The organism is Pantoea sp. At-9b (genome assembly GCF_000175935.2).
Taxonomy (GTDB): domain Bacteria; phylum Pseudomonadota; class Gammaproteobacteria; order Enterobacterales; family Enterobacteriaceae; genus Pantoea.
This window is the reverse complement of sequence record NC_014839.1, coordinates 37273-52643: the sequence shown is the minus strand read 5'-3', so window position 1 is coordinate 52643 and position 15371 is coordinate 37273. Positions and strand designations below refer to the sequence as shown.

Here is a 15371-nt window from a genome sequence, read left to right as displayed (position 1 = left end):
AAAATGATGAAATTACGCCTGTCAGGGTGGCTGTTCCTGGTTGTGACAATTGCTCTGCCCACCGTGCAGGCTGCAACTGACCGTACTCTCCGGGTAGTGATGTTGGGCAGCCAGAGTGAAACGCTCGATTATGGGCGTGCGCAAACCTATTACCCCTGGGTGGTAACCGGCAATGTTTGTGATGTGTTGGTGGCGGATAGGCAGGGCAAAACAGACTATCAGTTGAGCCGTGCCATCACTCCCAACCCGGATGCTACACGCTGGACTGTGTCACTGCGTTCCGGGGTACGCTTTTCAGATGGGTCGCTACTGACGGCTGATGATGTGCTGGCGAGTCTGCGCTTTCTGGCTGCGTCTCCCGGTTTTGCCGGGTTCTTCAGCGATGTCGATTTAGCCGCCAGCCGCGTTGTTAACGCAGAGGAACTGGAGCTGGTGCTTACCCGCCCACGCGCCGATCTGGTGACCACGGTGCTGACTGCCGCCAGCATGGTATGGAAACAGGGCCGAGGTGATGCGGCGATTCCGGTGTGCAGCGGCCCTTATCAGGTCACGTCCTTTAATGCGCAGAATGGTGCGTTGCTCAATCGCAACCCTTATGCCTGGCATCCTGCGGCGTGGTTTGATCGTATTGAGATCCGTCCGCTGACTGATGCCACGGCACGGGTCAACGCGTTGCTGAGTGGTGCGGCGGACTATGCCTTTGACATTCCGGTCAGCAGCGCTCGCAGCGTGGCGGGACGTCAGGGATGGCAAATCATTCGCAGCGGTGTGGCGAATGCCAGCGGTTATTACTTCGCCATGAACACCCGGGTGAAACCGTTTGATGACGTCGAAGTTCGGCAGGCGATAAAAACGCTGGTGAATCGCCAGCAGCTGCTTGATGTGGTCCTCGGCGGTTATGGCTATCGAGGTAACGATGTGTTCGGCCAGGGGCTAAGTGGTTTTGACAATCAACTCCCACAACGCCAGACCGATGTTGCCGCAGCCCAGGCGCTGTTGCGGAAAAAAGACATCACGCAACTGACTTTGCTGACCGCCGATCTGACCCCAGGGCTGAACGATGCGGCAGAACTGCTACGTCAGCAACTGGCTGATGTGGGCATCATCCTTAGGGTTGCAACCGTAGCCGCCGCCGACTATCTGGGGGATATTCCACGTCTGCATCAGGCGCAGATGTTGTCGATGTTCACGTTAAATCGTCCCTTCCTGGCGGCGATTCCGATGCTGTTTGGTCATGACAACCCCTATAACTATGGCGGGTGGTATCCGGACGATTTTGCCGCTGGCGTTGAGCAGGCGCGCAAAACGCTCGATCCGCAGCGTCAACAGCAGCAACTCAACCAGTTACAACAACAGTTGTGGCAACAAGGTCCGTATCTGCTCTGGGGTTATCGCGATCAGCTCTCGGCGGCGGTAACCCCTTTGCAGGGCGTTGAACTGAACCAGGGCATTCCCTTGTTCCGCAATGCCCGGATGGTGACCGGGCAATGATGGGCCGATTTGTACTCTGGCGTCTGCTCAGCACTCTGTTGTTGCTGTGGCTGGCGAGCATGTTGATCTTCTTCACTCTCGCGCTGGCACCCGGTGATGCGGCGGTGCAGGCCTTGGGTGAACACGCGACGCCCCAGGCGTTGCAGGCACTGCGTCATCAGTACGGCCTTGATCAACCGGTCTTCGCCAGGTACTGGCAGTGGCTTAGCGGTATTTGGCGTGGTGATCCCGGCGTCTCCTTTATCAGCCAGCAACCGGTGGCCGAAATCATTATCCCTTCCGCACAGCGTAGTGGGGTGCTGGCATTGTTGGCTGCCAGCGGGATGTTGTTGCTGGGCGGCACGGGCGGGGTACTGGCGGCGATGCATCGGGATCAATGGCAGGATCGGCTGCTGTCATTCATTGCGATGAGCGGATTAAGCACCCCCGAGTTTATTGTCGCTACGCTGATGATCCTGCTGTTGGCGGTTGGGGCGGGGTGGTTCCCTGCGGTTTCCCTGTTGCCTCCTTCCGGCCACATCAGCGACCAATGGTCGATTCTGGTTCTCCCTGCGTTGACCCTGGCGCTGATCAGCGGTTGTTATTTGCTGCGCATGACGCGCGCTTCGTTGATCAGGTTGACTGCCGCTCCGAATATCCTCAGCGCACATCTTAACGGCGTGCGCGGGTTGACGCTGGTGAGCCGCCATTTGCTGCCTCAAGCAGTCGGTCCGTTGGCGCAATTGTTTGCTGCCAGTTTGCCCTATCTGATTGGCGGTGCCGTGGTGGTGGAACGCGTATTTGGCTTTCCCGGCCTTGGCGAGTTGCTACTGACAGCGCTGAATACTCGCGATGTCATCTTGCTTCAGGGCGTGGCAATGTTGCTGGCCCTGATTACTGCCTTGTGCTGGCTGGCGGCGGATATCCTGGCGATTTGGCTCGATCCCTGGCGGAGGTGCTTGTGAGAACCGCCGCTTTAGTGATGATTGTCCTGATCATCTGCAGCCCGTGGCTGGCACCGTTTAACCCACAACGTAGCCTTGGTCTGGCCTGGCAACTGCCGGGTGAAAATATGTGGTTGGGGAGTGATGGTCTGGGACGCGATGTGTTGAGCCGACTGCTGAGTGGTGGCCGCAATATTCTGTTTTTCCCACTGTTGTGTGCATTTTGCTCCTCATCTTTAGGCTGCTTGTTGGCGCTGCTGCTGGTTGCTTTACCCGATCGCGGGAGAAAGCTGGTGGTGTTACTCGATCCGCTCCTGTACATGCCCCCCCTGCTGGTACTGATTGGTGTGATCTATGCCTTTGGCACTGATCAGATCGCGTTGTTGGTCGGAATTACGCTACTCAATATCCCTTTTACCATGCGCTATGTGCGTTCGCTGGCGGACCCCATCCTCGACACTGGTTATGTCGAGGTCGCGCGTGCGGCGGGCGATGCGCTGCCGTTACTGTTGTGGCGCGAAGTCCTGCCGGTGATAGTTCCCGGCATTCTTGCCGATGGGACAACCCGTTTGGTCGCGGCGATTTACTTGCTCACCTCGGCCAGTTTTCTCGGCATCACCAGTCCTGGAGGGATCGACTGGGCGTCAATGGTCCGTGATGGATTACCCGGACTGATGCTTAATCCCTGGGCAGCGTTATTACCTGCGCTGTGTATCGCGCTGGTGGTGGTGGTGATCAGTTTGCAGACTGACCGCTGGAGCAAAAGCTAATGACCTGGGTCGCGCAGGTGTCTGGCCTGACGATTTGCAACGCGCAGGGTGATGCGGTGTTGCAGAAGATAAACTTCACGCTGGCTGCGGGAGGTACTCTGGCAATCATTGGCAGCAGCGGAGCGGGGAAAAGCACCCTTGGTCGCGCGCTGCTGGGTGACCTGACCACCGGGCAGCGTCACGTCAGCGGGCAAATTGTCTGTTGCGGATGCGAGGTATGGCAGGCATCTCCTCACCAGCTGCAACAGCTCAGATTCAGACATACCGCCTGGCTTGGTCAGGAGCCGGCACAGGAACTGACCCCCACCATGACCGTGCGGCGTCAACTCAATGAATTTTATCACGGTGACGCTAACGCAATTAGCGAGATACTGGCCTCGCTCGGATTGCCGCAGGATAACGCCTTCCTGCAACGTTTCCCCCACCAGCTTTCAGGTGGGCAACGCCGCCAGGTCGCATTGGCTCGGGTGTTATTGAAACGGCCGCAGTTACTTATCCTTGATGAACCCTTTGCCGGGTTAGACCGGCTGCACCGTGAACAGATGATGGCGGAACTGCGCCAGTTACAGCGGCAATATAGGTTCGCCCTGTTATTGATCAGCCACGAACTCAATGCCGTGACGGAGCTGGCGCAGCAGATGCTGGTGCTGCACAACGGGCAGCAACTGGAGTACGGTGAGACCCGGCAGCTTTTCGCCTCCCCTAACAGTCCGTTGTTACGCGAGTGGCTGTCACCTGTGACGTTGTCACTCCCGGTTGCTAATCAGGAAGCGCCATTACTGCGGGTTTCACGTTGGCAGCCGGGGTATTCCCGACCAACGTCATTGCCCGCGCTGGATTTCGAGCTGTCGGCAGGAGAGTGTCTTGCGGTTACCGGGCCATCTGGCATTGGCAAAAGCACGTTGGCACGATCGCTGGCCGGTTTACATCCATCCCACCACGGCGCTATCACCCTTGCCGGTCAACCGTTGGCGGGTGATGTGCGTCATCGCTCCCGCGAACAGCAGCGCGCCATCGCGCTGGTGCCACAGGATCCAGCCCATTCCCTGCACCCGTTGCGCAGTGTCGGACAGCAACTGCAACAGGCGCTTGATCGTTATCTATTACCCCAGCCGCCCAGCGTGGCAGCGCTGCTACATCAGGTCGGATTGCCTGGCGATTACGCCCGCCGCTTGCCTCGGCAGCTCTCTGGCGGTGAACAACAGCGCGTGGCGTTGGCACGTGCGCTGGCAGGTCTGCCGAGGCTGCTTATCTGCGACGAAGTGACGTCGGCGCTGGATGTGCTTAGCTCCCGCACGATTTTGCAACTGCTGAGTCAGTTACTGGCGCAGGGCATGGCCGTACTTTTTATTACTCATGATTTACCGGCAGCCAGACAGCTTTGCACCGCGAGTCTGCATCTCAGTGGTGGTGAGGCTGATTTCGGCGCGGTGTTTGACAAGGAGATTGGTAATGACTTCAACGTGCGAAACTGAACCTCAGCAGGCCGGGTTACTACGCCCGGTACGCGGCTGGATTGCACTGGCGGTGGTACTTCAGCTGGGTTCATCAGTACTGGTGCTGGCCCCGCTGATTGGCCTGACTGAACTGGCGCGGGTGCTGATGAGCGCGCAGGCAGATCGTGCCGCTGCGGCCTGGCATATCGTAAAAATTTCAGCGTTCTGCCTGGGAGGAGGACTGGCATTGCGTGGCTTGGCCGATCTCACCACCCATCTGGCTGACAATGCGTTCTCGTTGTGGCTTCGCCGCCAGTTAGCGCGCCGTATGGCGCACGCGCCGCTCAGTTGGTTCAGCGCCAACAGCAGCGGCAGAATTAAGCAGGGTATGCAGGATGACGTAACCGCGATTCATCATCTGGTGGCGCATGCCTATCCAAACTTGGCTAACGCAGCCGCCACTATCCTGTGCGTTTATGGTTACCTCTTCTCCATCGATTGGCTGATGACGCTGATCACGCTGCTGCCGTTGCCGTTCTTTTTTCTGCTCTATCGCCAGATTATGCGCGCCAGCCAGGCAAAAATGGCGGAATACGGCCAGGAACTGGAGCAGGTCAATCGCTCGGTGGTGGAGTTTGTCCAGGGGATACCGGTGGTAAAAACCTTCGGCCAACACGGTGTTGCCCATCAGGCATATCGCCGGGCGGTGGACAGCTTTCGTGATTTTTTTCTCGACTGGGTGCGCCCGTTAATCAAACCGGAAAGTCTCTCAGGGGTAATCATTGCACCGATCACCCTGTTGCTGTTGGTGCTGGTTGGGGGCGTCACTTTTATTCATCTCGGTTTGATGGATATCTGGCAGTTGCTGCCGTTTGCGGTGTTGGGGCTAGGGATCTCGGTGCCCATTGGCACCTTAAGCAGCAGTGCGCAGTCCTTACAGATGGCGAAGGGGGCTTTTAGTCGCCTGAGCGGGCTACTGGCGATTCCGCAACAACAAGAGCCGGAGCGGGTGATGCTTAATGCGGGCAATCAGGTGCGCTTTGATCGCGTCAGCTTCAGCTACGGACCCGATCGCCAGATTTTGCGTGATGTATCCCTGACGCTGGAACCCGGTACGGTAACGGCGCTGGTTGGAGCATCCGGCGCGGGAAAATCAACGCTGGCGAAACTATTGCTGCGTTTTGCCGAGCCAGATACTGGCCGGATTATGCTGGGGGGTGTCGATCTGGCGCACATAGCGACCGACCATCTCTATCACCAGATTGGCTGTGTGTTTCAGGAGGTACGACTGCTGCGACTGAGTATCAGAGACAACATCGCGCTGGGTCATCCTCAAGCCACCGATCAGCAAGTGATTGCAGCGGCACAGGCGGCCAATATTCATCAACGCATTGTGCAACTGCCGCGTGGTTATCAGTCGGTTTATGGCGAAGATGCACGCCTGTCGGGCGGGGAGGCGCAGCGATTGAGTATCGCCAGAGCGCTACTGAAGGAACCGCCGTTGCTGGTGTTGGATGAAGCGACCGCGCAGGCCGATGCGGAATCAGAAGCAGCCATTCAGGACACGCTCTCTAAACTCATTTCCCAACAGGGTAACCGTTCGTTGCTGGTGGTGGCCCACCGCCTCGCCACGGTGGTGAACGCCGACAATATCGTGGTGCTGGCGCATGGGCGTATCGCGGAACAGGGCACCCATAGCCAGTTGCTGGCTAACAAGGGTGAATACGCGCGTCTGTGGCAGGCCCAGTTCTCATCCTCTCAGGAGGCGATATGCTGCTGACCCGTCTCTCGTCACTACTGGGCAAAGATAACGCGAAGGTTCTGCAACGTTACTTGATCCTGATGGTACTGTTCTGTCTGGTGCAGGGCATCGCTTTTGCGATGGTCGTACCGATCATTCAGGCGTTACTGCAGAATGATATCGTGCGCGCTACATGGTGGTTATTGCCGCTAACACTGTGTACCTTGCTTACCTGGTATCTCAACTACGCAGCCTCGTTGGGAGGCTTCAGGGTTGCGATTGCACTGCTGAATACCTTACGTCACCGCATCGGTGACCATGTAGTGACCTTGCCGCTGGGTTGGTTCAACCCCGCCAATACCAGCCGGCTTGGTGTGCTGCTCAGTCAGGGGGTGATGGAAATTCTGGGGCTACCCGCACATCAATTAAGCCCGTTAATGCGCGCTACCCTGACACCGTTGGTGGTGGTGGTGATCACCTTTTACTTCGACTGGCGTATTGCCCTGATTGCTCTGGTGATTTTTCCCCTGGTGGCACTTGTTTACTGGTGGGCAGGCAAGCTGGGTCGCACCGCAGACGAAGCAGTTCACCATGCCACGGCGGAGGCCAGCGAACGTATGCTGGAGTTTGCGCAGAACCAAATGGTGTTGCGAACTCACGGTTGCGGCGAGCAGGGGCATGCCAACTTTGATGCTGCTTTACTGGCACAAAATCGGGCCAGTAAACGCCAGCTATGGCTGGTGTTGCCGCCGTTACTGGCTAACTCCTGGCTGGCGCAACTCAGTTTCCTCACGTTGATGGCCAGTGTGACCTGGCTGGGGCTGACTGATAACGATCCGCAGCAGTTGGTCACCTTGCTGGCGTTGCTGGTGCTGATTAACCGGGTGATTGATCCCCTGACCGAAGTGGCCGCCTATGGATCGGGCATACGTATGGCTTCTGCGCAGATGGATGCGGTGGAACGGGTACTAGCTGAACAACCTCTGCCGCAGACAGACGATCCGCAACCTTACAGCGGCGAAGCCAGCATTGAGCTGCATAACGTGACCTTTGGCTATCAACCTGAACGTCCCATCCTGAAAAATGTGTCGGTTACTCTCCCCGCCAACACCACCACGGCATTGGTGGGCCTGTCTGGCGCAGGTAAAACCACCCTTACGCGTCTAATCGCGCGTTTCTTTGATCCCGACAGCGGCAGTATCACGCTGGGGGGCACCGATCTGCGGCAGTTAAGCAGCCGTGAACATATGGCACTGATCGCGCCAGTATTTCAGGACAACTATCTGTTCAGTGGCACCCTGCGGGAAAACATATTGATTGGTAAGCCACAGGCCGATGCAGAGGAGATTGCGCAGGTGGTCAGGTTGGCGCGCCTGGAAGAATTGTTGCAACGCCTGCCGGATGGCTGGCAAAGTCAGGTTGGCGAGGGTGGTGGCCTGCTTTCTGGCGGTGAACGCCAGCGCGTCGCCATCGCCCGCGCATTGCTGAAAAACGCACCGATTTTGCTGCTGGATGAAGCCACGGGTGCCCTCGATGCCGAGAACCAGGCCGCGATCACCGCCGGGTTACAGTCGCTGCACCATCGCTGCACGTTGCTAGTCATTGCCCATCAGCTTTCGACCATCCAAAACGCGGACCAGATTCTGGTGCTGGATCAGCAGCACATCATCGAGCAGGGCACTCATCAGCAATTACTGGCCGCAGGTGGTCGCTATGCCGATTTTTGGCAGGCACGCAACCGCGCTGAAGGCTGGCGTCTGCAATAAACCGGGGAGGTAACGATGTCCGAAGCGATTATCAACAGTGAACAGGGTGCGCAGTTTTGGCCGTTGCCAGAGGTGGATCTGACCAATCTGGACCTGTTCAGCCACGGGTTTCCACATCAGGTGTTCACCGAACTGCGTCGCCACAATGGGGCGTTGTTCCATCCGCGGACCGCGCTCACTCCTGATGGTGAAGGATTTTGGGTGTTCACGCGCTATCACGATATTGCTGCCATCGCGAAAGACAACGACACCTTTTCCTCCGCCGGTGGTGGCGATCGGCAAGGCGGCGGAACCATGATTGAGGATTTGCCACGCGAAATGGGGCCGGGTTCGGTAATCAATATGATGGATGATCCACGCCATAAAGCGCTACGCCGATTGATTGGCCCGGCGATCACCAATGCCCGTGTGGCGGCGATGGAGGAGGTTCTCTCTGCCGCCGCCGGTTCTGCCGTACAGGCCGCGCTCCAACAGGAAAGCGTCGATTTCGTCTCTGCCATCGCGGCGGAGCTGCCCCTGTTTGCGATCGCCAATCTGGTCGGCATTCCACACGACGATCGCCATCAGATTTTTGCCTGGATTAACGCCGTGCTGGACTATTCAGACCGTCAGCTGGGTGAAACCAGCGTCAGTAGCCAGCAAGGGATGAAGAACTTTATGGCCTATGGGCATAAGTTCGTCGAAGAAAAACGCCAGAACCCAGGCGGCGATATTGTGTCGCTGGCTGTGACAGGCGAGTTACCTAAAGGGCTGGGGAAACTGACGGCGCTGGAACAGTTGATGGTGTTCAGCGTGGTTATGGTGGCGGGGCTGGAAACCACGCGAAACGCCATTGCGGGCGGCATTCTGGCGTTTATTCAGCATCCAGAGCAGTGGCAGCGCCTGCAACAAGACGGCAGTTTGATGAATTCGGCACTCGACGAGATTCTGCGCTGGACTTCACCCACGCCTTATAACCGTCGTACGGCAACGCGCGATGTGGTTATCGGCGACCGACTGATTCGCCGTGGAGAGAAAGTGACGTTATGGTGGGCATCGGCTAACCGGGATGATGCGTATTATGAGCAGCCTTTTGCGTTTGATATTGGCCGCCAGAAAAATCTGCATCTGGCATTTGGTGGCGGGGGACACAGTTGCCTGGGCGCGCAATTAGCGAGGCTGGAAATGCGTGTTGTTTTGCGTCATCTGTTGCAGCAGGTGAATGGATTTATGCTGGAGGGTGAGGTTAATTGGGTACGTAGTAATAAACACACCGGGATTCGAAAAATGCCGGTGCGATTTGTTAAACGGTAATGGATCCATACCCCATCAGACCTCATTCGTCCTTACTTACAGAACCGCAAACTGGCAGTTCTGTTTTTTTACCTTATCGAAGGGGACTTAAGGTGTTTAAGAAAAACTTTATTAATCTTTAATTTTTCTTGATCAATTTATTCTTTCACTTTACCTGTATGGTAGGTTATTTGATGATAGCCGAATACACATACGTGCTGTATCTGGAAATAGAATACAATCCAGTGACCTACAAGAATGACTATGCTGACTGACTGCATTCCTGGTGCCTTTTCATCTTCTGACGACGGGAAAGAATGAAGGTGGGCATTTTTGCTGATGACCGGCTCAATGATGAAATAGAGCATTTCCAGCTTCTCGGCATAGAGTGCTGAGTAAAGGCGGGGAGCTGTAATCTGATCCGGCAGGCTGCATCTGCCGCTTCCTGTACATACCCGTAGTAACTGACAATGGTCGCTGACGCTGCTGAAATTTTGGCGAGCTTCGTATCCATCGCGATGGTGGCCCCGAAGCTGTAACCGATGGCTGCAACGATGGCCGAACTGAACGCCTGATTCGTGAGGGAAGAGGTGGCGATATTCGCGCCTTTCTTTATCAGAGCTTTCTGGATACGCTGCAGGCGATCAGTCGTGTTGTTACGCAACAGGTGATCCACGTAAATCTCAAACATCCTCCCGATCACGTCATGCCGTTTTACCAGCTGAACCAGAGCTTCCATAAAGCGCTCGTCCTCACTTTTCTGGTTTGCACATACATCCTGGTAGTTGTCGGTAAAGAGGAAGTATAATACACAAGCCGTTTGGCACCCAGCTGTACGCGGTTCGCCTGCTCCAGCACCGCGTCTTTCACACCGCCCAGCGATTTCTCGAGACGCACACCAAGCAACCTGTCGGCCTGCATTTAGGTGATAACGGTGGAACTGGTCATCATAGTTTCAGTCTTCCTTTTTCTGACAAATATGAAGCATCGTCCTCAGTAATACCCGGTCCAAGATTACCTGATAATACCGGCACGGGAAACCGGTCTGCACCCTTTACTGGAAGGTGGCAGCCCGGCGTCCGGAGATAAATCGCGCCACGATGAACACAAGTGACAAGCGCGTATCACCGCAGCACGTCACTGTATTACCGGTGGCTTATCTTCATCAGAAATCCATCTGCGAAATCTTGGCCCCTGGGTACCAGGCTAATCACTCCTTCCTCAAGGAGTTCACACAGTGCATCATATTGCACACCATCGTCCCATTCAGCAGGAAACCATGAGGGAAAACACGGGCGGAGTTTGGGACCGAACTGCAACTCGCGCTTCTCCAGTTCATCCAGGCACAGGGCGACAATGGCGGTTTTCATCAGCTGGATATTCATTTAAACCACTTAGCACAAATGCAGGCTGCCATTGTGGAACCTGTACATTGTGCGGTACGAGGATTATCCGGAAAGTTATCTCTGAAAATCTGCTCTGCTTTTAAAACATTGCCCGCATATTAGGTGTTATTTTTTCGCACCAATCATCTGGCCATGCCGACTACCGCTTTACGGGCCAAGAAGCAGCAGTGCCCTCGCATCTTCCAGCGGCATGGAGAACCGTACGACCAGCTAGCGCGTCACATCGCCTAGCTCACCTAGTTCTGGACGCTGTACTGGACCAGCTGCATCGCAAAACTGTCCAGAAACGTCTTTGTGGGGACAAGACACACCGTGAAGGTGACACCGTCACGCTCCGACACAGAAACAACCTGCCTTATCCAAGTGCGCACCGTGTCCGGACTGTCCACCATCCAGATACTTTCGTCCTTTTTCAGCCCGACGGTCGAGAGCTACTCCCGCAGCCGTTACACATAGACCGGATTGGTCAATGGCCGCCGCGTCCCGCCCAGCAGCTCGTTCCTCCCGTGCCGGCCTGGCACGGGGGGCATGGCTAAGGTATGCCGTTGCTTCAAGGGTATGCAGCACCGCAAATGGCGCATCAAAGGCATGCCCGTCCGGACCTCCAGGCACAAAATCCTATGCCATCACCGGCAGCACAGCACCTATTGAGCCGCCTGCGGATGTTGCAGAATGCCTAGATCAGCAGCCTGCTGCGTTGATCCGGTAAGGCAGCCAGCTGGTAGCGAAGCATCACCGTACCGAAGCTTTACGGCAGCAGCATACTCAAAGTAGCGGGCCACTTCAGGGCTGTTGACGCTGCCAGTTAAATTCTGCGAAAGTTCGCACCACGCATTCCATCAAAATTGGCGTAGATGCGTCAGCGCTGCAAGTAATAAAATTATCTTAATTTTATCAGAATGATAAAGTCAGTATCATTCGAGCTGTGTAACACGGGGAATGTAAGAAGTTCAATAAAGGTCCTGCTGCATCATATGTTTGTGAGCTGTTTGTCCACACTTAATCCCTTTAATATCCGTAATACTGGGACAAACAGCTCAAAATGGTAACTAGTTTGGTTTCATTGACCTGAGCGCTTCAAGGGTAGCCAGAACAGGTGGGTTTTTCACATCAGGAGGAATAAAGGGCAATTCTTTCAAATCTAAAGCTACAAACTCCGGGTCCTTGAGTTCAATCTGCCATGCCCACAGTATTCTTATCTTTTTGATCAGGATGCCGAAATGTTCAGGCACAGCACATTTCAAATCCTCCAGCATCGAATTGCACCCAAAGTAGCATTGACCAGCCCGGGCACACATTTCTGCGAAGCGATCAATGTTAACGGTAGAATCCGGAGTCATCCTGTTAAGTCTGAAGACCATTCCCATTACTTTACGTTGCTCAGGTACGCTGTCTTCGGAAACCATTACGGTATAGTGTGTAGGATGTGATGATGAAATTCCTTTAATAATGCTCACTTTAAGCCTGCCAAGGCCATCAACATCGCCGACTTTTTCAGCTAAACCTCTAAAAACGTCGCCCCCTTCTTTTACATTAGTGAACTGAAGACACAGAACCGGGATACCATGCAGGGGGGGCAAAAACATGACTCCATTCCATTTTCCCAGATCCCAGGCTCTTGATTTGAGGAGATTCTGAATATGGTAGTCACCGTGTTTTAACGCTTCGGAATCTCTCAGTTCTTCTGGGGCAGGGCTTACCTTACTGGTCAGTGAAGAAATAGCGACGTTTTGTGGCAGCCTTGTACAGGCAACGTCCCAAGGTGCTTTTCTGATCAACAGATAAGATTCGGTGCAATTCTTATCTGAGAACGAGGACCTGACCTCATCGTCCGCTAAAAATCCCAGAATGTTTCTTGACGCAAACATGCTTGAAGCCAGGATCGATGATCGTTCCAGCGCGCCATCTGCAAAAATTGATTTCTCTACCGTTTTTAAATCGTAATAATAAAAAACCTTAGATAAAAGTTGCAGTACGAATTTTCTATTCCATTTCTGATACACGTCCTGACATTCAAAGTTAAATGACTCATTGCGAAAATCATTACAAATTATTCTTGCTGTTAGATTCTCATTGACTGTATCAAACTCATGTGTAATAGAGGAATTTTCATCATCGGAAATAACTTCAATATCAAATGACGACTCTTTAGAATAAATCTTATCAATTATGCAGGTGGCAAAAACCCCCTCAAGTGAAGCCAGCAATGATGCAGAAAAATCAAAAAAAGGCGATCTCGCCGGAAACGTAAGCTTGATATTACATCCAGATATATTAGAGGTGAGACTTCCTCTTTTTTCAAAGCCATCATTAATCCCGGTTACTTTAGTTCCAAAGTTAAAGTCTCTGAGCTTTAAAGAGTAATCTATAAAACTTTCATCCACATCAATATCAAACTTATCTTTAATCTGAGTTTCATAACCCAGCACGTACATTAGCTGAATAGATGATGCATAAAACCCGAATTTATCAAGTAAGAAGCACGTTTTATCCAGATATTTCAGTTTTGAAAACTCAGTATTGAGCACCATCTGGATTATAAATGCATCCATGTTCTGGCGAACGTCGTTATCTGAATCCGTCTCTTTAAAATGTTGCTGGAACAGTAGTGACAACTCCAGCCATTTTAAGGCATATCCCAACCTACCTAACTTCAGTTCAAGCCACGAAAGATAATTATAAGTCTTATACTGGTATACCGTTAATTCATCTTTGTCCCAGAGTTTATCTGTCAGCACAGACGCAGCGAAAAGCATACAGGCACGGGCGCTCCAGAGTAGTCCGACGCGCTCATAGGTAGTTGAACAGACATTTAAAGCAAGGATAAACAGGTCTGAGGACTCTTTCTTATACAGGGGGATAAGAGATTTTCCGACAATCCGTATCGCCTCGTAAGGCTTACCAGAGTCCAGGCGCTTGATCCCTCTTTTCAGGAGCATTTCCGCTCCTCGTATTTGACCATCACGCAGCGAATATTGCTCAGTGATAAAATCCAGCAGCTCCTCGTAAGCTTGATATTCATTAAAAATGATATCCATTTCATTGATTAAGTTGAACATTTTTTCAAATGGATAACCTATGAGGCAGGTGCTTTCTTTAATGACGCAGTGAAGTTCATGAAAAATATTATTTATATTTTCTTCGCCTTCAGTTTTCTGCAAACTGTAAATTAACAGCTGTGTCTTTGCCAGCAGCGCATTACTCTGACGTGTTAAGTCTGCGGATATTTCGGACAACTTTTGGAGCATCACGCATTCAATCATATCAATATCAATTGTCGACTTTACCCGATTCAGTCGTATATGTGTTTTATGCACTGTCACCAGGTTAATCAGCGCTTCCCACTGGCTGGCATTGGTGGATGAATCCAAAGCTTTAAAAAGAAGCTCAAGGTTTTCTTCAAAAATACTAAAGTTCTCCAGCCAGAAATGTGATTTCCAGGCAAACTGATAATAACAGTCAAGAATTTGCTGATTTAAAACAAACTTTTTAGCAACTCTGATTGACCTTAAGAAAAGACCTTCCGTTTCAAATGAAGGGTGCTCTAGTTCGGCACTTAACATTGCCAGGTCAAGAAACAACTCCACCTCTTGATAAGAAATATTTTCAGGATTAACTTCATCTTCCAGAGTTTTTTTGTTTCGTTGTATCTTTGCGTCTTTTTATAATCATTCGCGCCGAGATTTATCTCTCTTTTGTAAGACGTCTGCAGTGAAAGAGAGTCTATGGTCAGATGTTGAAGGTTTTGCGAGAAAATCTGATCCAGTATCCAGCTGATATCCATGATCCGGACATCCATCCCTGTTTCTTCTCTCAGGGTATCCTCTATGCTGGTTCGCTGGTCGGCCTTGGCATACTGATTGGTAATAAAGTACACCCTTATTTACATTCCTACTGGTTTACTGCTTATAAACCGACATCATACAAATGTCTTATATCTGTGATCTGCCTCATCATCGGTTAAAAGAACTCACGTTAGCACGGGAAATAAAAGAGACAAAAATGCGCATGAAGCGATTCTCGATGCGGCAAAAGATCTGCTCATTGAAAGGGGGTCGGCAGGGCTTGCAATGGAAGCTGTAGCCAAAAAAGCTGGGGTAAGGAAACCCACCGTATACAGATGGTGGGCAGACAGAACGGAATTGCTGCTCGAACTGTTAGAACGAGAGTATATAAAGGGGCAGGATTTCTCAGGGGCAGCCTCACTGGAGGAGGAACTAACTCACCGTATGACCTACCTATTTCATGTGTGGAGAGATACTCCTGCCGGCAAGGTCTTTACCGGTCTACTCATTGAAATGCAATCAACACCTGAAGCAATCGAGCGGTTCAGAACAGAAGCTCTGATACCACGCCGTATTGAATCGACTAAGATCTTTGAGCGCGCCAAAATACGGGGTGAAATTGATCTTGAAACCAAAATATCTGCATTACTGGATTTACTGTATGGATGGTCCTGGTACAGGTTGTTGACCGGAAATCTCGCCTGTGACGACGATTTCAATTCAACGATTCGACTTATTGCCCGGGCAGGCAGAGGGGATTAGCAACTGGTGAGGGTTAGAA

At 52.7% G+C, this 15371-nt stretch carries 11 protein-coding genes; 8 read left to right on the top strand and 3 right to left on the bottom strand.

Features of this window, described 5'->3' with window-relative positions:
• The first annotated feature begins 3 nt into the window (after positions 1 to 3).
• From PAT9B_RS24185 to PAT9B_RS24155, 7 genes are read left to right on the top strand one after another with little or no spacing between them, the layout of a single operon-like run.
• Positions 4 to 1491 carry an ABC transporter substrate-binding protein gene (locus PAT9B_RS24185; RefSeq protein WP_013511926.1) on the top strand — a complete coding sequence of 496 codons (1488 nt, stop codon included), beginning with the start codon at positions 4 to 6 and terminating at the stop codon, positions 1489 to 1491.
• Positions 1488 to 2435 carry an ABC transporter permease gene (locus PAT9B_RS24180; RefSeq protein ID WP_013511925.1) on the top strand — a complete coding sequence of 316 codons (948 nt, stop codon included), beginning with the start codon at positions 1488 to 1490 and terminating at the stop codon, positions 2433 to 2435. Before PAT9B_RS24185 ends, PAT9B_RS24180 begins: the two co-directional genes overlap by 4 nt.
• Positions 2432 to 3184: an ABC transporter permease gene (locus PAT9B_RS24175; protein WP_013511924.1), complete on the top strand. Its 753-nt coding sequence runs from the start codon at positions 2432 to 2434 to the stop codon at positions 3182 to 3184. Before PAT9B_RS24180 ends, PAT9B_RS24175 begins: the two co-directional genes overlap by 4 nt.
• Positions 3184 to 4659 carry an ABC transporter ATP-binding protein gene (locus tag PAT9B_RS24170; protein ID WP_013511923.1) on the top strand — a complete coding sequence of 492 codons (1476 nt, stop codon included), beginning with the start codon at positions 3184 to 3186 and terminating at the stop codon, positions 4657 to 4659. Before PAT9B_RS24175 ends, PAT9B_RS24170 begins: the two co-directional genes overlap by 1 nt.
• On the top strand, positions 4637 to 6400 hold the full coding sequence (locus PAT9B_RS24165; RefSeq protein ID WP_013511922.1) for an ABC transporter ATP-binding protein: 1764 nt from the start codon (positions 4637 to 4639) through the stop codon (positions 6398 to 6400). Before PAT9B_RS24170 ends, PAT9B_RS24165 begins: the two co-directional genes overlap by 23 nt.
• A complete protein-coding gene (locus tag PAT9B_RS24160) occupies positions 6391 to 8127 on the top strand; it encodes an ABC transporter ATP-binding protein (RefSeq protein ID WP_013511921.1) in 1737 nt (578 codons plus the stop codon). The genes PAT9B_RS24165 and PAT9B_RS24160 overlap by 10 nt, the downstream gene beginning before the upstream one ends.
• A gap of 15 nt (positions 8128 to 8142) precedes the next feature.
• Complete coding sequence (locus tag PAT9B_RS24155) at positions 8143 to 9420, top strand: cytochrome P450 (RefSeq protein WP_013511920.1); 1278 nt, start codon at positions 8143 to 8145, stop codon at positions 9418 to 9420.
• A 241-nt stretch (positions 9421 to 9661) separates the two neighbouring features.
• Here PAT9B_RS24155 and PAT9B_RS24150 read toward each other — a convergent pair whose 3' ends face one another.
• The 3 genes from PAT9B_RS24150 to PAT9B_RS24135 form a co-directional block, all read right to left on the bottom strand.
• A complete protein-coding gene (locus PAT9B_RS24150; protein WP_223300513.1) occupies positions 9662 to 10138 on the bottom strand; it encodes a hypothetical protein in 477 nt (158 codons plus the stop codon).
• A 406-nt stretch (positions 10139 to 10544) separates the two neighbouring features.
• The gene (locus tag PAT9B_RS24145) at positions 10545 to 10784 is read right to left on the bottom strand and encodes a hypothetical protein (RefSeq protein ID WP_013511919.1); all 240 of its coding nucleotides are present in this window, start codon (positions 10782 to 10784) and stop codon (positions 10545 to 10547) included.
• A gap of 1070 nt (positions 10785 to 11854) precedes the next feature.
• Positions 11855 to 14368, bottom strand: coding sequence for a hypothetical protein (locus PAT9B_RS24135; RefSeq protein WP_049792227.1), 2514 nt, complete (start codon positions 14366 to 14368; stop codon positions 11855 to 11857).
• A 453-nt stretch (positions 14369 to 14821) separates the two neighbouring features.
• Here PAT9B_RS24135 and PAT9B_RS24130 point away from each other — a divergent pair, with 453 nt between their 5' ends.
• Positions 14822 to 15352: a TetR/AcrR family transcriptional regulator gene (locus tag PAT9B_RS24130; RefSeq protein ID WP_223300520.1), complete on the top strand. Its 531-nt coding sequence runs from the start codon at positions 14822 to 14824 to the stop codon at positions 15350 to 15352.
• The last annotated feature ends 19 nt before the right edge of the window (positions 15353 to 15371 follow it).

Coding starts and splice junctions, on each gene's coding strand:
- PAT9B_RS24185 (WP_013511926.1), top strand. CDS start 4: ATGATGAAATTACGCCTGTCAGGGTGGCTGTTCCTGGTTGTGACAATT.
- PAT9B_RS24180 (WP_013511925.1), top strand. CDS start 1,488: ATGATGGGCCGATTTGTACTCTGGCGTCTGCTCAGCACTCTGTTGTTG.
- PAT9B_RS24170 (WP_013511923.1), top strand. CDS start 3,184: ATGACCTGGGTCGCGCAGGTGTCTGGCCTGACGATTTGCAACGCGCAG.
- PAT9B_RS24165 (WP_013511922.1), top strand. CDS start 4,637: ATGACTTCAACGTGCGAAACTGAACCTCAGCAGGCCGGGTTACTACGC.
- PAT9B_RS24160 (WP_013511921.1), top strand. CDS start 6,391: ATGCTGCTGACCCGTCTCTCGTCACTACTGGGCAAAGATAACGCGAAG.
- PAT9B_RS24155 (WP_013511920.1), top strand. CDS start 8,143: ATGTCCGAAGCGATTATCAACAGTGAACAGGGTGCGCAGTTTTGGCCG.
- PAT9B_RS24150 (WP_223300513.1), bottom strand. CDS start 10,138: ATGGAAGCTCTGGTTCAGCTGGTAAAACGGCATGACGTGATCGGGAGG.
- PAT9B_RS24145 (WP_013511919.1), bottom strand. CDS start 10,784: ATGAATATCCAGCTGATGAAAACCGCCATTGTCGCCCTGTGCCTGGAT.
- PAT9B_RS24135 (WP_049792227.1), bottom strand. CDS start 14,368: ATGTTAAGTGCCGAACTAGAGCACCCTTCATTTGAAACGGAAGGTCTT.